Source organism: Sphingobacterium wenxiniae (genome assembly GCF_900116225.1).
Taxonomy (GTDB): Bacteria; Bacteroidota; Bacteroidia; order Sphingobacteriales; family Sphingobacteriaceae; genus Sphingobacterium; species Sphingobacterium wenxiniae.
Window position 1 is genome coordinate 265,033 of record NZ_FOZZ01000005.1, and the last position, 19,684, is coordinate 284,716.

The window sequence follows — 19,684 nt, forward strand, 5'->3', positions numbered from 1 at the left end:
TAAAACAAAGTAAAATGGCAAAAGCAATTTTTTATCACGCAGGTTGTCCTGTATGCGTAAGTGCAGCAAAGGACATTTTAAATCTCATACCTGAAAATGAGGTTGAAGTAATCCATTTGGGAGCGGACAAATCAAAAGTAAAAGATGCAGAAAGTGCAGGTGTAAAATCTGTTCCTGCATTGGTTTTGTCTAACGGCAATGTGTTACATATCAACTTTGGGGCTTCAATAGAAGATTTAAAGTAACCAAAATCTCAAAGCCCGAAAGCAGTAAAAGCTTTTGGGCTTTGTAAATTATTGTTTCAGAAATAAGTTAAAATAAGTAAATATAATATGAACCCGAAAGAAGAAACTAAACCCGCCGAAACCCAAGACGAAAAATCGGAAAACGTGGAAGTCACATTGACATTGTACGGCAATACAAAACATATTCAATGGAACAAACAGATACCTTTGCTTGATGCGATGCTTAATGCAGGCATCAATGCTCCACATTCGTGTTGCAGAGGAACGTGTGGTACTTGTGTATGTAAATTGGAAGAGGGAGAAGTACGTTTGAAAAGGAATTTTGTCTTATCCGAAACCTACATACAACAAGGTTTGATTTTGACGTGCGTAGCAGTTCCTATAAGTGCACGTGTTAAGATAAATTATGATGAGTTTTAAAATTAATAACGACAGAACTGGACTATCAATTTATTCCCAAACTGTGCCACCAAGCCAATCCTGCAATCTGATACTTTTGTATCATTATTAAATTTTATCGAAATGGAGTACAACATCAAAAAAGTAGGTCTAAACGATTTAGACACAACAGCAGAATTATTTAACCTTTATCGGGTTTTCTACCGCCAAGCAGACGATTACGAAAAGTGCAAACAGTTCATCAAGGAACGATTAGACAACGACCAATCAAACATTTTTGTTGTGTATGCAGACGGCAAACCAGTTGGTTTTGTACAGTTGTACAAGCTGTATCATTACATCAAATTGGCAAAGCAATGGTTATTGAGCGATTTGTTTGTACACCCCGATTACAGAGGCAAAGGGCTTTCGGTAGCATTGATAGACCGAGCAAAACAATGGTGCGATGAAACAGGAGCTTGCGGGCTAATGCTTGAAACCGAAAAAACAAACGACATCGGCAATAAATTATATCCACGTTGCGGTTTTGAATATGACGGCAACCACAATTATTACTATTGGTGGAAATAACGGAACGGGCGGGCTTAATCGGTTCGCCTTTTTTCTAAAAATGGGGATGGTTAGACAAGGGTACGCAATCCCCTTTACAGTGGTTCAAATCCATTCCTGACCTCAATTTTTGTTCAATGAATATACCAAGACAAACAGGCATCAACATTCAGCCGATATTAGAAGATGAAAAAGCAATCCTTTATCCTTTACAGGAAAAGGATTTTGAGGTTTTGTATGCCGTAGCATCAGACCCCAAAATATGGGAACAGCACCCCAATAAAAACCGTTGGAAAAAAGAAGTATTCAAAACGTTTTTTGACGGAGCAATGCAAAGTAAGGGAACTTTCAAAATTGTAGATAAAACAACAGGGAGCACAATAGGTAGTACAAGGTTTTATAACTATAATGCAGAGGACAATAGTATTTTCATCAATTACACTTTTTATGCGGTTGAGTATTGGAGTAAGGGTATCAATCATTCACTAAAGACGATAATGTTAGATTATATTTTTCAGTTCGTTTCAAAAGTGTATTTCCATATCGGAGCAAATAATATCCGTTCGCAGGTTGCCATTGGGCGTATTGGTGCTAAAAAGATAGCAGAACAGGAAGTAATCTATTTTGGCGAAGCACCGAGATTGAATTTTGTGTACGAAATCAGTAAAGAAAAATGGGAAATAAAGTAATAATCAGAGAAATGAAAGAGCAGGATATACCCGAACTCTTACGGCTAATGGAAGCGATTGTTTTGTTTGAGGGCGATACTGATTTTAGCCTTTCAGAAAGCGATTTGTTAAGTCGTGGATTTGGAGCAAACCCTCAATTTGGCGCTATCGTTGCAGACGCAGGTAACGGCAAACTTGTAGGCATAGCCGTTCATTATACCATTCCTTTTATGCACAATCTAAAACCCTCGTTAATGCTTAAATGGCTGTATGTCGATACCAACCAAAGAGGTAAAAACATTGGTAAAAGATTACTGAAAGGACTTGCACAATATGCCTTAAACAATGGGTATAAAAAATTTAATTGGTTAGTTCTTGTCAATAATATTAACGCTCAAAAATTTTATCAGAGTTTGGGAGCAAAGCCCGATGATAAATGGATACGTTGGACTATTACACCCGAAAAAACGGCAGTATTGGCAGAGCAATAACGTTTAATAATTGGAACTATGAACGAAGAAATTTTAAACAATATTACAGATATACAGGAGCGGATAAACAATGCCTGTATAAACAGCAACAGAAATCCTGATGAAGTAAAATTGTTATTGGCAACCAAAACCGTACCTGCCGAACGTATCAAAATCGCATTACAGGCGGGACATACGTTGATAGCAGAAAACAAAGTGCAGGAGCTTAAAGAGAAATATGAAATATTAAAAGAAATTCCTCATACAAATCATTTCATTGGGCATTTGCAGACCAACAAAATCAAAGACCTTTTGAAATATAACGTGTCCTGCATTCAGTCGCTTGACCGTTTGGATTTGGCAGAAAAATTACACCAACGGTTACAGTTTGAAAACAACACCATAGAAGTATTGATACAGGTAAATACTTCCTTTGAAGAAAGCAAATTTGGCGTTAGTCCCGACAATGCAATAGAATTAGTAAAGCAGGTAGCACAGCTGGAAACCCTTAAAATAAAAGGCTTAATGACCATAGGTCTGTTTAGTGCCGAAATTGAAAAAGTCCGCAAATGTTTCCGATTGCTAAAAGATATTCAACAGCAAATTATTGCTTTAAATATTTCTAATGTAGAAATGCAGGAATTGTCAATGGGTATGAGTGGCGATATGGAAACAGCCATTGAGGAGGGAGCAACCATCATAAGAGTAGGTACAGCAATATTCGGACAAAGAGTTTATCCCGACAGTTATTATTGGAACGAAAAATAAAAACTTAAAAAGCGATAGAAAAATGAAAGTACATTTTATTCAACACAAAACATTTGAAGCACCAGGAGCATATTTAGAGTGGGCAATACAAAGAAATCACGACATTACATTTTCAAAAGTATATGAGAATCAACCTCTGCCAGATACGGCCGATGATATTGATTTGTTGATTATAATGGCTGGGCCTCAAAGTCCTGATACCACGCCAGATGAAATTCGAAATTTTGATTATACAGAAATGAACCAGATGTTGTTTATGTTCTTAGATAAGCTTTCATTGGAACTACCCTTGTAAATTATCACCTTTTTTGTCCTCCTGAGTCTGTCCAAGGATAGACATGCCACTCTCTTTCTTCGCCATAGTCGAAGCACAGCGACAAGCTCAGAGTGACAATTAGGAGACTTAATTATTGCATAAGGCACAACAAGTTGGATCTATAAAGTTGGCTTATTCGCAACAACCAAACTTCACGCAACGGGTTAAAAACGGAAATAGAGAATCCTTTTAAACAAAAAGCGGCTTTCCTTTTACAGAAAACCGCTCTATTTGGTTTTTGAAATGTTTACTATTTTTACGGGTCTACACGAACGAAATCACCCGTGGCATTAAATACCAAATCAATATCTCCAGTCACTAAATCCACGTCAAAACCTTGATTAGTTTTTTCTATGCTGTTGATACCATTGCCTGTATATTCTGCTGCTACATAGGCAACAATCTTCGGGTTGATAAAACCTGTAGGAAGCGCCATACCATCCGGAGCGTCCACATCTATCCACTCTCCGGCACTGTTAAAATCTACTTCAACACCATTAGCCAGATTAACAGAATAGTTGTTTCTTTCCTTCTCCACACGTGTGATATCAACTCCTGCAAAATAACTGCTTAAAAATTGATTTGACGCTAAAGGAAGCTCCTTTTCTGTTACTACTTTATCATCATCACAGGAGATATTCATCACCGTCACTACTGCTAAGGCAGATAAACCTAAAAATGCTCTTTTCATCATATTATATCTTTTTTTGTTCTTAATCGTCTATTTTTAAAAATACCCCATTTTTATCAAACTCCAATTCTAGTCCATTGGAGATTTCCACCTCATACCTTCTACTTGTACGCTTGATTTCCTTCACATAAGTGTTCGGAAAACTATGGTGAATATGCTCTAAGATAGTCGAAGGCGTTATCTTCACGGGAACAGCTGTCGTCTTTGCCTTCACTTCTTTCCATTCTCCATCTCCATCAAACTCAATTTTGGTGCCATTTTTTAGTAGGACCGTATACTCTTTCTGTACGATGTATTCAGTATCAAGCAGCACACTAGCCACTTATTTCTCTGAGAAATGCGTTTTTACAAAGATTTGCGCCTTAGCTGGCAGTTGCGAGAAAGGTATAACTTTTTCTTTTGCCATTGTCGTATGACCAACCAAAAACAATAAGCCAATTAATATCCACTTATTCATTTTTCTTTCCTTTTTAAGCTGTTAGAAATATCCGATCCCTAATGTAATCGACTAAACTTCAACACAAAATACCCAATCAATTTGGGAAAGATTTAGGAAAAGATTTCAGAACACGAAAAATATGTTTCTCTTGTTCGAACGTGTAAGTAATAGACAGGTCTTTATAAGAATCAATAATGGATTTAACAATGGCCAACCCCACTCCATTTGAGCTACTATCCTGCTCGCCCTTATGGAAGCGTTTAAAAATCAGTTCCTGTGGTAGTGGATCAACCTTGCCGGTATTTTGGATACTTATGCTATCCGCTAAGATTTCAATCCATATTTTACCTTCCGCTGCATGGTTATACCGAATAGCATTTCTTAACAGATTAGATAGAAGTATAACAGCTAATCCCTTATTCATTGTAAAAACAAATGTGCCCTTTTCCTGCCAAACGACATTGATATCCTTGAACGCTATAAAATCAGCTAAATCATCTACTAAACTGTGTATTAACCTATTGAAATCTATGGCTTCCGTATCCCTATATTGCTTGTTTTCAATTCGGGAGAGCATGAGTAGCGATTTATTCAGATTCACCATACGCTGCAAAGAATCCTTGGCATCAGCCAATTGTACCAATTGCGTCTCCGTAAGGGATTCATCCTCCATCAGGAGTTCCAGTTTGTTGATAGTGATAGCTAAAGGCGTTTGAAGCTCATGCGATGCATTTTCAAGAAAGAGTTTTTGCTCTTCAAAAACCTGTTCATTGCGCTGCCACATCTGTTGGATATCTTGGTTCAACCGATTAAATTCCAACACATTCGTCTGTATAGGTTTTAAATCTTCTTTTTTTCCAAAACGATAGTGATTCAAATTGTCCAAAATAACTTTAAAAGGGCGCCAGGCTCGGCGTAAGATAAACTCATTAATCAGATAGAGACTCAATACCAGAACAACATACAGCACCAATAATGCCGAAGCCAGATCCAACATCAGATCATCTTCTTCAACGGTCGATGTCCGTATTTCCAGATGATAAGGGATTCCATCCTGCCCATAAAATCCTGTTTGAAGCACCCTGTAAGGTTCTTGTTCATCATCATACGGCATATAATAAAACTGGCTGCTCAGCTTATTTTTTTCTGAAAAAGTTTCTTTATCCGCCGCCCATATCCGAAATTGATTAACACCAAACTCCCGTATTTCCAAAATTTCGGGATTTCGATAAGCCTCTCTTATAATTTCTATTTTCTGGTTTTTCAGCCCATCATCCACATTGTCATATACCTCTTCCAAGATATAAGCATAGAATAAAGATGCCCATAAGGCCATAATAGCCAGGAAGACAAAGACCAGATAACGGAGTGTATAGTTTTTGAGCGAAATCTGCATATCAAACCAATTTATACCCTATGCCATATACCGCCTGTAGATCTATATCAGCTTGGTTCTCCTTTAACTTTCTGCGTAGGTTCTTCACTTGCGAATAGATAAAATCCAAGCTATCAGCTTGATCCGCATTATCGCCCCAGATGGCTTCTGCCAAGGAAGTCTTCTGTACTAATTTATCCGGACGGACAAGAAAATAATACAGCAAATCGTATTCTTTCCGATTGAGTTGCACTTCCATATCGTTTACTTCCACGCGTCGTTCATCAGGATAAATGCGTACATTTTTATGCTCTAACATATTGACCCCTTGTTGATGCTTACGTCTCAACACAGATTTTACACGAGCCAAAAGCTCCGCTAAGTGAAAAGGTTTAGCCAAATAATCGTCTGCCCCCAATTCCAAACCTTCCACTTTATCCTCTACAGAATCTTTTGCAGAGACAATGATGACTGAACCATCTTTACCCAAGTCCCTCATTTCCGACAACAGCTGCATACCATTGCCTCCTGGAAGCATAATATCCAGCAGAATACAGTCATAATCGTAGTTTGCGACCTTCTCCAAACCGCTGTTATAATCCTTTGCCACCTCTACCAGAAATTTTTCCTTTTCCAAAAAAGTGCGAATGACGTCCTGCAGATCTATTTCGTCTTCTATAATCAGAATCTTCATGTATGTTAAATCTACAATTTTAGTACCTCTTTTAGGAAACTTTTAGGAAAACTTTATTCTTTTGTCCATTCATTCAAACACATCGCTAAAAGCTTATATTTGTCTCACCTTTACGGATGTAAGCAAAATAAAAAGAGGATTAAACATTTTTCTTTTTCTTGCGTTTATATAAGTGTTACATAGTTTTATTGCACAAAAACATAAAAGACCGGTTTGAATAGATTTGGACGTATTGCTTTAAAGACCATACTTTGGCTGATAGGGAGTGTTATAGCCCTATTATTGCTTATTATTTTCCTCATTCGGATGCCTTCAATCCAAAACTATGTTGTGGGTAAAGTGACCCATTATCTAGAAAATAAGATCGGCACTCCGGTAAGCATCGGCTATGTAAACATTACCTTTCCGAAAAAACTGGTATTGGAAAATGTATATTTTGAAGACCAGTCTAAAGACACGTTACTGGCCGGAGAGAAGCTGATGGTCGATATCAACATGTTCAAACTACTGAAGAATACCGTCGAGATAGAGGAATTTTCTCTGGAAGGCATTACCGCCAAGATCAATAGAACGCTTCCCGACAGCAGCTTTAACTTCGATTACATTATGCAGGCTTTTGCTTCCGAGAAGGAGAGCACACCTTCCGATACGGATACCGCCTCCGCATTGCTTTTTAATATCGAAGATGTCCTGTTCAAACGCATACACTTTGTGTACAACGATGAAGTCATCGGTACCAGCGCCGACATACGTCTACAACATTTCGACACCAAAGTCAAAAAATTTGACTTGACCAACAACATGGCATTTGCCATGCCCAATGTCAAAATCGACGGTTTATCGGCTATTGTCAAACAATGGCAGCCTGTTTCAGAAGCTGAAGCTCCTTCAGCAGAAGATTTCGGCATTACTCCCGAACCCGAAGCGGCCTCGCTCCTACCGGATGTAGCTATCAACAACATTGATTTAAAAAATATCTTCGTCCAATACCAGGATGCCTCTTCGGCAATGGACACCAAATTCGACATTAAGCAGTTGACCGCCAATATCGAGGAACTGGATCTGAACAAAGAAGTGGTGCGCTTGAAAGAAGTTGCTCTGGACGGTTCGGATTCCGAAGTATTTCTAGGCAAGGTTACTCCCAAGCCCACTACAGCTGACACAACCACTACATCAAGCGTAAATTGGGTGGTTTCTGCCGAAAAATTGGTCATCAATAAAACCAATCTTTGGTTTCGTGACGACAATCAGCCCCGGATGAAAGGCTTTGATTATTTCAACATCAAAATCACAAACTTTTTAGGTGATCTGGAAGACCTTTACTATTCCAATGACTCCATTTCCGGTTCTTTAAAATCCTTGACCGCCAAAGACCATTCAGGTTTCGAAATCAAGAAGTTTCAAGCAGATTTCGTTTATAACAATACCGGTGCGGAGATTAAAAACCTTTTGGCACAAACACCAAACACCACCATTCGGGATTACATCAAAGTCAGCTACCCTTCTCTGGATGCCATTGCTGAACATCCTGAAAACATGCTTGTAGAGGCAAATATCAAGAAATCTACACTCGACATGCGCGACATCCGTTATTTCGTTCCGGACTTAGACACCATGGAGGTCATGAAACCACTGTTGACACGCGCTTTCTTTATCGACGGGCAAGTTAAAGGGCGCATGGATGACCTCAACATCCCGCATCTGGAATTTAAGACGTTGGATAAAACCCACCTTATAGCTTCCGCAAGAATAAAAGGGCTTCCCGATGTGGAAAAAATGAACATCGATCTTGACCTCAAGAAATTTACGTCCGGAAGAACCGACCTTGAACGCCTGATTGCTTCTTCCATGCTACCGGACAGCATACAGCTGCCTAATGCCATTGGTTTATCGGGTACATTCCGTGGCGGTATGTCGGGATTTAACACCGATATGTATCTGACCACCGACAAAGGCAGCGCAACGGTAAAAGGGAACATGAACATGGCGCAAGATACTACCTACGATGCTTTTGTTTCCATTGACAATTTTAATATCGGCAATATCCTAAATCAAGACTCCGTATTAGGTATACTTTCAGCAGAAGCGCAGGTAAAAGGGCGAGGGTTAAATCCGAAAAATATGCAAGCCGACATCAAAGGTAAAATCAACCATCTGGATGCCATGGGCTATGCCTATAAAGATATTTCATTGGATGTGCAAGCCCAAGATGGGGATATCGGAGGTAGTCTGATAAGTCCCGATCCGAATGTGCAGTTCAACCTTGACTTTGCTGCCGATATGCGTGGACAATATCCTAAAGTCCATGCCGAAATGATGATTGACAGCATCAATCTACAGAAACTGAAACTCATGGATGATAACTTCAGGTATCATGGTAAGGTCTATGCAGATTTTGAAACAGCGGACATTGATTTTCTCAACGGTTCCATCATTATATCCAATTCGTCAATAGCATACAATGATGAACGTTTCACATTAGATACGGTCTCTTTAACGGCTGCGGCAGATACCAACCGGAATACCCTTATCTTAAAATCGGAATTTCTCAATGCCCACTTGGTAGGGAAATATCGGCTTACCGAATTAGGCGCTTCCATGCAGGACATTGTGCAGATGTATTACAATCCGGCGAATAATCCGACGACCACATTGGCATACGAACCTCAAAATTTTGAGTTCAGTGCATCGCTAAATAATTCCCGGTTTATCCGTGACTTTTTCCCTAAGCTTGAGGAATTGAGAGATATCACGCTCGACGGAACCTTTAATAGCACGGATAAAAGTATCATGGCGAAGCTATTGGCGCCTAAGCTGGTCTATGACGGCACATCCGTTGAAAATGTCGGGGTTGATATTACCACATTGGATAGCACCCTCTATTATTCGGCGCTCATCAATAAGATCAAGATGGGCGAAATGGAGTTGATCAACACCGTATTGAGCGGTAGCGTAATTGAAAATAGCCTTGATTTCGGACTTTGGATAAAAGACAAAGATGATAAGGAACGCTATCATTTAGGTGCAAACATGCAAGTTTCGGAAAACAATTATGCATTAAGCCTGAATGAGGATGGGTTGATGCTGAACTACGAAAACTGGCAGATTGATGCCGGCAACCAGCTGACATTCGGGACAAGCGGCATTCGAGCAAACAATTTCCGCCTGGTGAATAGCGGGCAGGAATTTCTCATCCAGTCACAGGATTCCACGATGAATGCACCGTTGGATCTGACCTTCAATAATTTTAGGATTGAAACTTTTACCAAGATTTTGGAATCGGAAGCTTTAAATATGGGTGGAGGAATTGACGGCTCGGCAACTATTTCCCGTCTGGAAAGTAATCCGGTATTCGTATCCGATTTGACAATTAACAAATTTTATTTCGGACAGGACACGATCGGTAACGTATTGGTCAAAGTCAACAACGAAAAGGAAAACACGTTCTCTGCGGATATACGCATCACTGAGAACGGTAATGATGTGCAACTAATCGGGGACTTCATCAGTCCGCCAAACGGCACGGCATCGATAGACGCTACCCTGTCGCTCAAACCGATGAAAATGACGACCATTCAGGCGTTCAGCATGGGTTATCTCGAAAACAGCCGCGGCGACCTGACGGGTGACCTCAAAATCACCGGAACGATGGACCAACCGCGCATCAATGGTAAGCTGACCTTCTTGGATGCCAATATTAATGTAGGCATGTTAAATGCCGATATGGCGATGGACAATCAATCCATCACATTCAATAACCAAGGTATCCAATTCCGCCAGTTTGAAATTAAAGATGCACGTGGGAACGCTGCCCGCTTGAACGGTAGCATCCGCACCACGACTTATACGGATTTTGATTTCAACCTCAATATGACAACCAACGACTTTGCGGCGGTCAATTCCACCCGTGAAGACAATGATTTGTTCTACGGTAAACTCTATGTGACGTCCAATATCCGTATTACAGGCAATTTGGATAACCCAAGAATTGACGGAAACATTAGAGCAAACGACAAAACAGATTTCGTTTTTATCGTTCCGAACGATAATCCAGGAATTGCAGAGCGTGACGGCGTGGTAAAATTTGTCAACCGCAGCGATACTGCCCGTACCAATGTTTTTGCGAAATTGGATTCCATGACCACAGCAACCCACCTTTCTGGTTATGACATTGCTCTGAACCTCGCTACGGATCGGGATGCGAAGTTTAAAGTAATCTTGGATGAAGGGACACAGGATGCCTTGAATATCCAAGGTGTGGCTGAGCTGAACACTACTATTGATGCCAGCGATAAGATTACCATGTCTGGTACATTTACGGTAGAAAAGGGAAGCTATACCTTCTCTTTAGGACCTATCTCCAAGCCATTTACCTTTCAGAAAGGAAGTACCATTGTCTGGAATGGCGATCCCTTGGATGCCCGTATGGATATCACAGCTCTTTATTCCGATCGATTCCCGACATTGGAATTGGTACAGACCCAAATCGGTGCGGAAAGCCAAAACCTGTATAAGCAGCGTATTCCTTTCGATGTTAAGCTAATTCTGACAGGCGAGCTTTTCAAACCTACATTGAATTTCGACATTGATCTGAACGAAAGAAATGCAATCGCTTCCCAAGATGTAATCAATAAGGTCAATATCGCCTTAGCAAACTTGCGTGGAGACCCCGCAGAAATGAACAAGCAGGTATTCTCCTTAATTGCCTTGGGCCGATTTATGTCCGCCAATCCGTTTGAGAGTCTTTCAGGTGGTGGTACAGAGTCCGCCATACGGAATACATTGAGCGGGATGTTGAGTAGCCAGCTTAACAAATTAGCCTCCAATCTTGTCAAAGGTGTGGAATTGGATTTCAATCTACAATCCGAGGAAGATTATCTAACGGGAAGAGCCGAAACACGTACGGATCTGAACATCGGTATTTCGAAAATGCTATTTGATGATCGCTTAAAAATCACCATAGGTTCCAACTTTGAAGTCGAAGGAGCCTCCAGACCTGGTGAGAAGGCCTCGAATATTGCAGGTGATATTTCCCTCGATTACCAACTTTCCAAAGACGGTCGCTATTTTGCCCGCGTTTATCGCAAAAACCAATACCAAGCGACCTTACAAGGACAATTTGTGGAAACGGGTATCGGTTTTATCATCACGATGAGCTACGACAGATTCAAGGAACTGTTCATGAGTTCGAAAGCCTTAGAACAATATTATAATACCGATAGCCGTAGCTTCCGCCGTCGATTCGATGTAGAACGCATGGATGTCGATTCGGTATACCGGGATAGTGTCCGTCAGGTTATCCGCGATAGCTTGATGACCCACAGTCCGGAATTTAAGAAACGCTGGGAAGAAAGACAACGCGAAGAGCAAATTTTACAGCAACAACAAAACAACGAGTCCAACGACTCGACCGAAACAAAACGAGATACGACGAACAACGCTATACGCAATGAAGAAGACGAAAGGAACCAAAATGAAAATTAAACTAACTCGACTATTCAGTATAGCACTTTTGAGTGCAGCCCTTGCTAGCGGCTGTAACTCCACTAAATATCTGGCAGAAGACGAAAAGCTGTACGATAAAGGACATGTGGTCATTCATCGCGATAGCATGGATGCCGACCGGAAGCAGGCTTTTGAAGAGTATCTGGAAGGATTACTTCGCCCGAAACCTAACAAAAAAGTTTTAGGTATGCGCTTCAAGCTTGGGCTGTACAATATGGGGGGCGGTCCGGACACGACCGGAGGTTTTTTCAAAAGATGGTTAAAAAGACGTGGTGAGGAACCTGTTTTGCTCAGCGATGTCAACCGGGAATACAACGAGAATCTTCTACGCAACCGCATGGAGAACTTTGGCTTTTTCAATGCAGAAGTAACTTCAGATACCAGTATCAACGGCAAGCTTGCTGAGGTCACATACAATGCTTTCCCGGGTAATATATACCGTATTGCCAACGTAAACTTTGAAGTAGACTCTTTAAAAAATTTAGGACGTGATATTCTGCGCACTAGTGATCAGTCCTTATTAAAACCTGGCAGCCCCTACAATCTCGATGTCATTATCAACGAGCGTGAACGTATTGACAATGACTTAAAAAACAGAGGTTACTATTATTTCTCCCCCGATAATATCTTGGCTGAGGTCGATAGCACCATCGGTGACCACAAAGTCAACATGTTTGTCACCGTAAAGCCCGAAACAGCAGAAAAAGCGCGTATGCCGCAAAAAATCGGCAATATCTTTATCTATACGAACTACACACAGACTTCGGATGGATTCCGTGCGGCCAATCCGCGTCGAATGGAACTCTACCAGGACAACTACTACATCATTGACCGGGAGAACAAATACCGAAAAAAAGTGCTTGCCAATCACATTTTTTTCCATAAAGGGGAACTATACAATCGGCATGACCACAACTTGACCATTAGTCATTTGGTAAACCTTAATGATTTCAAGTTTGTTAAAAATACCTTTGTCGACAATCCTGATTCTGCGAATACCTTGGATGTGTACTACCACCTCACGCCAATGCAGCGCAAATCTATCCGTTTTGAAATCTTAGGAAAAACAGCTTCAGTCTATAACGGAACGGAAGCCAACGTAAGCTGGACACTGCGCAATGCTTTTAAGGGTTTTGAATCACTCACAGTCAATGTATTCGGTGGTTATGAGACACAGACAGGCGGTAGCGTGAACCTCAATTCCAGTTATTTGCGCTATGGTGCGGACGTTGGTATTATGTGGCCTCGATTGCTTTCCCCTTACAAATGGGCACCTTCTCGTCGTTTTATTCCGAAAACCTACGCCAAAGTTAGTTATGAATTTTTGAATCGCCGGAATGCCTATACCTTAAATTCCTTGACGCTAAACTATGGATACAACTGGAAAGAAAACGACCAGAAACAACATGATCTTGCTGCTGTAGAGATTATTTACGTGCAGCCACGCAATATTTCCGATGATTATCGGGCTCAAATGGATACCGTCCCTACCCTACGTCACATCGTAGACCCGCAGTTTTCTTTCGGTCCGAACTATTCCTACACCTTTACCAATACCATGGAAGCCAATCGTACGCACACCTTCTATGTGAAAACAGGATTAAACACTTCGGGGAATGTCCTGGGCTTAATTCAAGGTGCAGACTACAATTCCGGGAATATCAAAACGCTCTTCGGAACGGCGTATTCACAATTTGTCAAAGCCGAAGTGGACTTCCGCCATTACCTGAAACTATCACCAGGTAGTCAATTGGCTTCCCGTTTGATGGTTGGTACAAGTTATTCTTACGGTAATTCCCGTTCCTTGCCTTATCTCAAACAGTACTTCTCTGGGGGACCTAACGGCTTGCGTGCATTTCGTCCACGTGCAGTTGGTCCCGGAAGCATGATGCCTGAAAATATAGGGAAAGACAATTTCTTTGCTGACCAAACCGGAGATTTTAAACTGGAACTCAACACGGAATACCGATCGCAAATATCGGGCATGTTCCATTGGGCTGCCTTTGTCGATGCGGGAAATATATGGTTACAACGTGAAGATCCAAACAGACCCGGTGGTAAACTGAGCAAGAACTTTATCAAAGAGCTTGCCGTTGGTGCCGGCGCCGGCTTACGTATGGATTTAGATTTCTTGATTATCCGTACAGATTTTGCTATTCCAGTACGTGTTCCGTATCGTCAACCGGGAGACCGTTGGGTATTCAAATATATTGATTTCAGAAACTCTGAATGGCGGAAACAGAACCTCGTGTTCAATCTGGCAATCGGTTATCCGTTCTAAGGTAGAAAGAAGAAAGAAGCAAGAAGAAAGAAGCAAGAACCAAAAGAAAAGAGCCAAGAGTAAGGACATCAAGTCTTGCTTCTTGGCTCTTTTCTCTTTCATCTTTTTTCTCTTTGTTCTTCCATCTTTATTCCATATATTTAACTATTCATAGGTTATTCACTTTAAAACGCTATAACATGAAAATAACTGTCATTGGAGCTGGCGCTGTAGGCGCTACCACAGCAGATAATTTAGTTCGCCGCAACATTGCCGAAGAAATCGTTTTATTAGACATTAAAGAAGGCGTGGCAGAAGGAAAGGCACAGGATATGATGCAAACAGCAGCATTACTGGGCTTCGATTCCAAAATCAAGGGTGTGACGAATGATTATCTACAGACAGCTGGCTCAGCAGTAGCAGTTATTACTTCCGGGATACCGCGTAAACCAGGAATGACCAGAGAAGAGCTTATCGGAACCAATGCAGGTATTGTAAAATCGGTTGTAGAAAATCTGATTAAGCACTCCCCGGATATCATTATATTGGTCGTATCCAACCCTATGGACACCATGACCTATCTAGCATTAAAATCCAGTGGACTGCCTAAAAACCGTATTATCGGTATGGGTGGCGCCTTGGATTCGGCACGCTTCAAATATCAGTTAGCGACCAAGCTCAATGCTTCTGCAAACGATTTGAATGCTATTGTCATTGGAGGACATGGCGACACCACCATGATCCCTTTAATCGCGCATGCGACATGGAACAGCATTGCTGTGGATGGTTTCTTAACCTCCGAAGAGCAGGACGAAATCGTTAAAAAGACTATGGTAGGTGGTGCAACACTGACAGCTCTTATAGGCACCTCGGCATGGTATGCACCAGGTGCTGCTGCTGCAGCGATGGTTGAGAGCATCGTTAAAGACCAAAACCGTCTATTCACGGCTTCCGTTTATCTCGAAGGAGAGTATGGACAAGAGGACATCAACATCGGTGTGCCTGTAATCATCAACAAAAACGGTTGGGATCGTATCGTTCCATTGCAGTTGTCTGACAAGGAAAAAGAACTGTTCGAGGCAAGTGCTACAGCAGTAAGGAACATGAACCAAGTGCTGATTGACCAAGGTTTAGTATAGTCTCCCCTACATGCAAAAAATTCCGTTAGAAATCATCGATCTGCAAGGCGATGGGTATCACTTATTGGTGAAAGTCAACCTCTTCGACCATGATTTTAACATGGTTGTCGACACCGGAGCATCCAAAACCGTCGTGGATAAGAATACACTCCTTCATTCCGGTATTCCCGAAGAGCAATTTGAGGATACCAATGTCCTATCGACTGGATTAGGCACCACCAATATGCAGAGTTTCATTATCGATATTCCCGAATTGCGCATTGGCGAATGGAAAATCAAACATTTCACTACAGCCGTGCTGGATCTGAGTTCGATTAATTATGCTTACGAGCAGATGGGATTAGAGCCTGTGATTGGTGTATTAGGTGGCGATATATTACGACGCTTTGGCGCACATATCGACTATCGAAAATTGCTATTGACACTGCGTGATAGAGCTGTGAGGTAATTTTTCACATTTATCCTTAGTGTTTAGCACAGCGATCACTAAAGACGACAAAATAACAGACAGTTCTCCAGACTATCTCAAAACACCTCTGTGATTTCATCTTTTTATGTAAATTAGAGATATGAGCAATTACGGTTATGCAATAAGGGATCAAGAGGGGATTCATTTTATAACATTCGCTGTAGTGCAATGGGTTGATGTCTTTACAAGGAAAGAATATACGGATATAATAATAGAAAGCCTAAGATATTGCCAGAAAAACAAAGGATTAAAAATATATGCATGGTGTATTATGAGCAATCATGTACACCTTATTGTTTCCACACATTCGCCATACCATTTATCTGATATTTTACGAGATTTTAAGAAATATACAGTCATTAGTTACTCAAGTGTTTATTTCACCTGATTACGTACAGGAAATCATTTAAAAAAATAAATAGAAATAATTGCGGATAATCAGATTTTATGTTGCTTTTCATTATAAAATAACAAGATGATATTTAAGGAAACTGACAATCAAGAAAATAATGCGGATGTCTCTCACAGCGGACAGTATTACAACATGTGGAATAAATTTGCTATTTCATACAAATTAGCAGCGGAAGCTATTGCTGAAAAGATAAATTCAGAGAAATCAGAAATCGATCTTCTAATCTATCCATTAGTATTTCTATATCGACATTATTTCGAACTTAGAATCAAAGAGATTTTGATTAATAGTGGGGAATTTGACAATACGAAAGATTTATTAAAATTCGATCACAATTTAACAGAAAATTGGGAAAAGTGCAAAGAGCGATTTACGCTTATGAAGCAAGGAGGTCTTGATATACAAGGGACGTCAGAAGAAAATTTAGAGTGTGTTGATCAAGTTTTAAAAGAAATATATCTGCATGATAAGAGATCTGATGCTTTCCGTTATCCGTATAATACAAAAGAAAAGCCGACCTTGACGCGTCTCAATAAAATTGACATTTCTAACTTTCTGTCCTCAATAAATTCAAGTATTTCAGTTTTAGAAGAAATAACAAGTATGATGTCAGCGACTATTGATTTCAAAGATTTACTGCTTCCAGACGAGTTAGACAATTCTTTGGTATAGTCTCTGTGGCTGTGTTCTTACACTTTGTAGCTCAATTTATGACTTTTCAGCATCTTGATCTACAAAAGCAGGAATGATATTTCTTCTTTTTACGGGAAGGCGTAAAGAAATATAGTGGGAAATTTGTAGCATTGAAAGCTGATATTATTAGTAATGCAATGAAGAAGATTTTTATAATATTTTTAGCAATATTTGTACTGATCATGGATCTTTATAGTCAATCAGGTTTTGGTGTCGACATTGGTGGGGCAAGCTCAAAATCTTATTTACTAAATTTAAAATATTTCAAAAACAAAAATCATTTTTCTATTGGCGTGACTCGGGAGTTGAATGATACAAATGGGAAAAAAGTTTCTCACCAATTGACCAACTATGGAAGAGAAGTGATTGGAAATGGAGAATATTTTTCTACCGTAGACTTTTCCTTTGGAAGGTTTTTTACAAAAAAGCTCTCTATCTCTACAGAAGTATCACTGGGAAAAACAAATCATTATACTAACTATAGAGACAATAGGTTTAATAATGGAGGATACTATATGGTAAATAGCACTTCAAGTCTATTTGGTTTCGGTGGATATTGTACATACACATTAAACAAAGCATTCGGTCTCTTTGCTGGTTATAACTCCATACGAAAGATTAGCGGAGGTCTTGAGTTAAGGCTTATTAATTGATGTAAATGTAATTTTACCTTATTATTTTACAACTTATCCTTTTAAAGGCTCACTTTTATGGTAAAAGATTGAGAAATTTGCAAGTAAGCTTGTAGCTTTGAAAGCTGAGATTATATAGTAATACCTGAATATTTTCATTTTAGAATAATGATCGTAACTACAACCGACAATATTGATGGAAGAAATATCATAAGATATTTTGATCCTGTGACTAAATCTGTAGTACTCGGCTCCAATGTTATCGCTGACTTTGGAGCAGGTTTAACTGATTTTTTTGGTGGACGTTCCAATAATTATGAAAGCAGATTACAATTAATAAATGAAAATGCTTTAGATATGCTCAAAAAGCATGCGAAGCGTTTGAAAGCAAATGCAATTGTGGGAGTAAAAATTGATGTAGGAGAAATATCTGGCGGGGGTAAGAATATGTTTATGGTGACTGTGGTTGGCACACCAGTTATCTTAGATGTCAAACAAAATCAAATTCAACAGAGAAAAGTTATCGACCATCAGTCTATTAATACAAAAATAAAGGTCAAACGTCTCATGGCTTCGAGTGATAATATTTACCAATTAACTAATGAACAATTGTTGTATGCTGTAGAGTCGGGCATACCTGAATTTATCCCACATATTGAGCAAAGTTTAGATATAGAAAATCCTACTTTAAAAAATGCGTTTGATTTAGAGTCATTAATTGGCAAATTAAAAAATAGCTTATTAATTTTTGATAGGTTGCCCGTAGATATAGCTAAGGATAACCTATATAGCTGGTTATTACAAGATATACATTTTCGTGTCAAATCTACTATTTCGAACACGATAATTGAGTTGGAGTTGGTGGATTATGAAAAATCGTTAAAACTTCTTGATTCAAAAGATGTTATAAATAAGAAGCACGCTTTGAAAATATTAAATACGGATAAAAATATTTATTCTGAAAATGATTTAAAAGCATTGAAAAAACTACAAGACAGTAACTTGTTACATTTTTTTCCTAACTCTGAAATATTCGAGACTAAAGGGATCTTTGGGACAAAAAGGATATGGAAATGTACCTGTGGTGCCACTAATAGTGAAATCGATCTAAGGTGTGCCTGTGGTAGAGATTTGCAAGGCTTTCGCTTGGATGAAATCACTCCCTGTCATGTTCAAGAGATTATTAATGAAAAAATAAATCTATTGGAATTGAATAGTCCTAAATAGCTTACGTCATAAGATTAGGTATGTATAATTTTGAGAAATTGGTTGCGTCAAGCCAGTCTACTAAGTCTTCTGAAGTGAGCATCAAGGTGGAAGTACCTAATGCAGGAAATGTAAAAATATCATTTAATAAGGATTCAGAGGCCTATATTTGTATGGTTTTTTATTTTAAGCCCTCAACGGAAAAACTACAGTATAGAAAGGATGGGGAGATTTCACCACAATTGTTATTAGAGGTAAAGAAGAAAAGAGAATTCATTAGACAATCTATAAAGCAGACCAATGAATTATTAAAATTCCAGAGGAACAAAAAAGTATATTTTCAGACTATTAGAGATAATTTGGCTGTTAATTTGAATTCGATAGCCGATTCCAAGCTATCAGATCAATTTTATGAGGATTTCTTTTTTTCTAAAGTAAATTACACTCCTTTAAGTAGCCAAATCAAACCTCAAAAATTAGTACTGTTAAACCAGTACGGAAGACCAATTAAGCCATATAGACCCCGAACTCCATTTTCGTCAAGAAATCCTTATTCTAACAGAAGAAGAGATGAAGAAGCGCAAAGATTGAAGATCGAAAGTATGAATAATGGCACTTGGAATGAAAGAGATTATAGGAATGCAAAAACTGTAGCCACTGTATCCTCCCTACGAACTACAGGTCAGCTAATTTTTTGAAGTTTTGCGGATAAAGATCCTTTAAGTTTTTATGGTTTATTGACATAATGTTTTCC

At 39.5% G+C, this 19,684-nt stretch carries 21 protein-coding genes; 16 read left to right on the forward strand and 5 right to left on the reverse strand.

Annotation, left to right across the window (positions count from 1 at the left end; all coding sequences use genetic code 11):
* Nucleotides 1-14 precede the first annotated feature (14 nt).
* From BM375_RS08960 to BM375_RS08990, 7 genes are all read left to right on the forward strand, one after another.
* Nucleotides 15-245 (forward strand): thioredoxin family protein, encoded by a 231-nt coding sequence (locus tag BM375_RS08960; protein WP_093365367.1) that lies wholly within the window; start codon nt 15-17, stop codon nt 243-245.
* Nucleotides 246-332: 87 nt separating this feature from the next.
* Nucleotides 333-665: a 2Fe-2S iron-sulfur cluster-binding protein gene (locus BM375_RS08965; protein ID WP_093365369.1), complete on the forward strand. Its 333-nt coding sequence runs from the start codon at nt 333-335 to the stop codon at nt 663-665.
* Between the two features lie 102 nt (nt 666-767).
* A complete protein-coding gene (locus BM375_RS08970) occupies nt 768-1,214 on the forward strand; it encodes a GNAT family N-acetyltransferase (RefSeq protein WP_093365371.1) in 447 nt (148 codons plus the stop codon).
* A gap of 116 nt (nt 1,215-1,330) precedes the next feature.
* Nucleotides 1,331-1,882, forward strand: coding sequence for a GNAT family N-acetyltransferase (locus tag BM375_RS08975; RefSeq protein ID WP_093365373.1), 552 nt, complete (start codon nt 1,331-1,333; stop codon nt 1,880-1,882).
* Nucleotides 1,867-2,352 carry a GNAT family N-acetyltransferase gene (locus tag BM375_RS08980; protein WP_093365375.1) on the forward strand — a complete coding sequence of 162 codons (486 nt, stop codon included), beginning with the start codon at nt 1,867-1,869 and terminating at the stop codon, nt 2,350-2,352. The genes BM375_RS08975 and BM375_RS08980 overlap by 16 nt, the downstream gene beginning before the upstream one ends.
* Before the next feature lie 18 nt (nt 2,353-2,370).
* Entirely contained in the window at nt 2,371-3,099 is a 729-nt protein-coding gene (locus BM375_RS08985; RefSeq protein WP_093365377.1) for a YggS family pyridoxal phosphate-dependent enzyme, read from the forward strand.
* A 22-nt stretch (nt 3,100-3,121) separates the two neighbouring features.
* Nucleotides 3,122-3,394, forward strand: coding sequence for a hypothetical protein (locus BM375_RS08990; RefSeq protein ID WP_212611656.1), 273 nt, complete (start codon nt 3,122-3,124; stop codon nt 3,392-3,394).
* Between the two features lie 277 nt (nt 3,395-3,671).
* Here BM375_RS08990 and BM375_RS08995 read toward each other — a convergent pair whose 3' ends face one another.
* From BM375_RS08995 to BM375_RS09010, 5 genes are all read right to left on the reverse strand, one after another.
* Nucleotides 3,672-4,109, reverse strand: coding sequence for a PepSY-like domain-containing protein (locus BM375_RS08995; protein WP_093365379.1), 438 nt, complete (start codon nt 4,107-4,109; stop codon nt 3,672-3,674).
* A 19-nt stretch (nt 4,110-4,128) separates the two neighbouring features.
* Nucleotides 4,129-4,419 (reverse strand): PepSY-like domain-containing protein, encoded by a 291-nt coding sequence (locus BM375_RS09000; RefSeq protein WP_170852628.1) that lies wholly within the window; start codon nt 4,417-4,419, stop codon nt 4,129-4,131.
* Between the two features lie 9 nt (nt 4,420-4,428).
* Nucleotides 4,429-4,563, reverse strand: coding sequence for a hypothetical protein (locus BM375_RS17570; protein WP_262987258.1), 135 nt, complete (start codon nt 4,561-4,563; stop codon nt 4,429-4,431).
* A 76-nt stretch (nt 4,564-4,639) separates the two neighbouring features.
* Complete coding sequence (locus BM375_RS09005; RefSeq protein WP_093365383.1) at nt 4,640-5,941, reverse strand: sensor histidine kinase; 1,302 nt, start codon at nt 5,939-5,941, stop codon at nt 4,640-4,642.
* Nucleotide 5,942: 1 nt separating this feature from the next.
* Nucleotides 5,943-6,614, reverse strand: a complete 672-nt coding sequence (locus BM375_RS09010) for a response regulator transcription factor (RefSeq protein ID WP_093365385.1) — start codon at nt 6,612-6,614, stop codon at nt 5,943-5,945.
* Nucleotides 6,615-6,827: 213 nt separating this feature from the next.
* Here BM375_RS09010 and BM375_RS09015 point away from each other — a divergent pair, with 213 nt between their 5' ends.
* From BM375_RS09015 to BM375_RS09055, 9 genes are all read left to right on the forward strand, one after another.
* The gene (locus BM375_RS09015) at nt 6,828-12,098 is read left to right on the forward strand and encodes a translocation/assembly module TamB domain-containing protein (protein ID WP_093365387.1); all 5,271 of its coding nucleotides are present in this window, start codon (nt 6,828-6,830) and stop codon (nt 12,096-12,098) included.
* Nucleotides 12,064-14,400 carry a translocation and assembly module lipoprotein TamL gene (gene tamL / locus BM375_RS09020; protein ID WP_093365389.1) on the forward strand — a complete coding sequence of 779 codons (2,337 nt, stop codon included), beginning with the start codon at nt 12,064-12,066 and terminating at the stop codon, nt 14,398-14,400. The genes BM375_RS09015 and tamL overlap by 35 nt, the downstream gene beginning before the upstream one ends.
* Before the next feature lie 179 nt (nt 14,401-14,579).
* Nucleotides 14,580-15,518, forward strand: coding sequence for a malate dehydrogenase (locus BM375_RS09025; RefSeq protein ID WP_093365390.1), 939 nt, complete (start codon nt 14,580-14,582; stop codon nt 15,516-15,518).
* Between the two features lie 10 nt (nt 15,519-15,528).
* The gene (locus BM375_RS09030; RefSeq protein WP_093365392.1) at nt 15,529-15,966 is read left to right on the forward strand and encodes an aspartyl protease family protein; all 438 of its coding nucleotides are present in this window, start codon (nt 15,529-15,531) and stop codon (nt 15,964-15,966) included.
* Nucleotides 15,967-16,087: 121 nt separating this feature from the next.
* Nucleotides 16,088-16,375 carry a transposase gene (locus tag BM375_RS09035; RefSeq protein ID WP_093365394.1) on the forward strand — a complete coding sequence of 96 codons (288 nt, stop codon included), beginning with the start codon at nt 16,088-16,090 and terminating at the stop codon, nt 16,373-16,375.
* Between the two features lie 87 nt (nt 16,376-16,462).
* On the forward strand, nt 16,463-17,071 hold the full coding sequence (locus BM375_RS09040; RefSeq protein ID WP_093365395.1) for a hypothetical protein: 609 nt from the start codon (nt 16,463-16,465) through the stop codon (nt 17,069-17,071).
* A 158-nt stretch (nt 17,072-17,229) separates the two neighbouring features.
* A complete protein-coding gene (locus BM375_RS09045; protein ID WP_093365397.1) occupies nt 17,230-17,745 on the forward strand; it encodes a hypothetical protein in 516 nt (171 codons plus the stop codon).
* Nucleotides 17,746-17,892: 147 nt separating this feature from the next.
* Nucleotides 17,893-18,951, forward strand: a complete 1,059-nt coding sequence (locus tag BM375_RS09050) for a YbjQ family protein (RefSeq protein WP_093365398.1) — start codon at nt 17,893-17,895, stop codon at nt 18,949-18,951.
* Between the two features lie 20 nt (nt 18,952-18,971).
* On the forward strand, nt 18,972-19,628 hold the full coding sequence (locus tag BM375_RS09055; protein ID WP_093365400.1) for a hypothetical protein: 657 nt from the start codon (nt 18,972-18,974) through the stop codon (nt 19,626-19,628).
* Nucleotides 19,629-19,684: the final 56 nt, after the last annotated feature.

Bases quoted from the DNA above. Each gene is read 5' to 3' on its own strand.
- BM375_RS09050 (WP_093365398.1), top strand. From the start codon at position 17,893: ATGATCGTAACTACAACCGACAATATTGATGGAAGAAATATCATAAGA.
- tamL (WP_093365389.1), top strand. From the start codon at position 12,064: ATGAAGAAGACGAAAGGAACCAAAATGAAAATTAAACTAACTCGACTA.
- BM375_RS08960 (WP_093365367.1), top strand. From the start codon at position 15: ATGGCAAAAGCAATTTTTTATCACGCAGGTTGTCCTGTATGCGTAAGT.
- BM375_RS08970 (WP_093365371.1), top strand. From the start codon at position 768: ATGGAGTACAACATCAAAAAAGTAGGTCTAAACGATTTAGACACAACA.
- BM375_RS08990 (WP_212611656.1), top strand. From the start codon at position 3,122: ATGAAAGTACATTTTATTCAACACAAAACATTTGAAGCACCAGGAGCA.
- BM375_RS08995 (WP_093365379.1), bottom strand. From the start codon at position 4,109: ATGATGAAAAGAGCATTTTTAGGTTTATCTGCCTTAGCAGTAGTGACG.
- BM375_RS09030 (WP_093365392.1), top strand. From the start codon at position 15,529: ATGCAAAAAATTCCGTTAGAAATCATCGATCTGCAAGGCGATGGGTAT.
- BM375_RS09010 (WP_093365385.1), bottom strand. From the start codon at position 6,614: ATGAAGATTCTGATTATAGAAGACGAAATAGATCTGCAGGACGTCATT.
- BM375_RS09045 (WP_093365397.1), top strand. From the start codon at position 17,230: ATGAAGAAGATTTTTATAATATTTTTAGCAATATTTGTACTGATCATG.
- BM375_RS09025 (WP_093365390.1), top strand. From the start codon at position 14,580: ATGAAAATAACTGTCATTGGAGCTGGCGCTGTAGGCGCTACCACAGCA.
- BM375_RS08965 (WP_093365369.1), top strand. From the start codon at position 333: ATGAACCCGAAAGAAGAAACTAAACCCGCCGAAACCCAAGACGAAAAA.
- BM375_RS09035 (WP_093365394.1), top strand. From the start codon at position 16,088: ATGAGCAATTACGGTTATGCAATAAGGGATCAAGAGGGGATTCATTTT.
- BM375_RS08980 (WP_093365375.1), top strand. From the start codon at position 1,867: ATGGGAAATAAAGTAATAATCAGAGAAATGAAAGAGCAGGATATACCC.
- BM375_RS08985 (WP_093365377.1), top strand. From the start codon at position 2,371: ATGAACGAAGAAATTTTAAACAATATTACAGATATACAGGAGCGGATA.
- BM375_RS17570 (WP_262987258.1), bottom strand. From the start codon at position 4,563: ATGAATAAGTGGATATTAATTGGCTTATTGTTTTTGGTTGGTCATACG.
- BM375_RS09005 (WP_093365383.1), bottom strand. From the start codon at position 5,941: ATGCAGATTTCGCTCAAAAACTATACACTCCGTTATCTGGTCTTTGTC.
- BM375_RS08975 (WP_093365373.1), top strand. From the start codon at position 1,331: ATGAATATACCAAGACAAACAGGCATCAACATTCAGCCGATATTAGAA.
- BM375_RS09040 (WP_093365395.1), top strand. From the start codon at position 16,463: ATGATATTTAAGGAAACTGACAATCAAGAAAATAATGCGGATGTCTCT.
- BM375_RS09055 (WP_093365400.1), top strand. From the start codon at position 18,972: ATGTATAATTTTGAGAAATTGGTTGCGTCAAGCCAGTCTACTAAGTCT.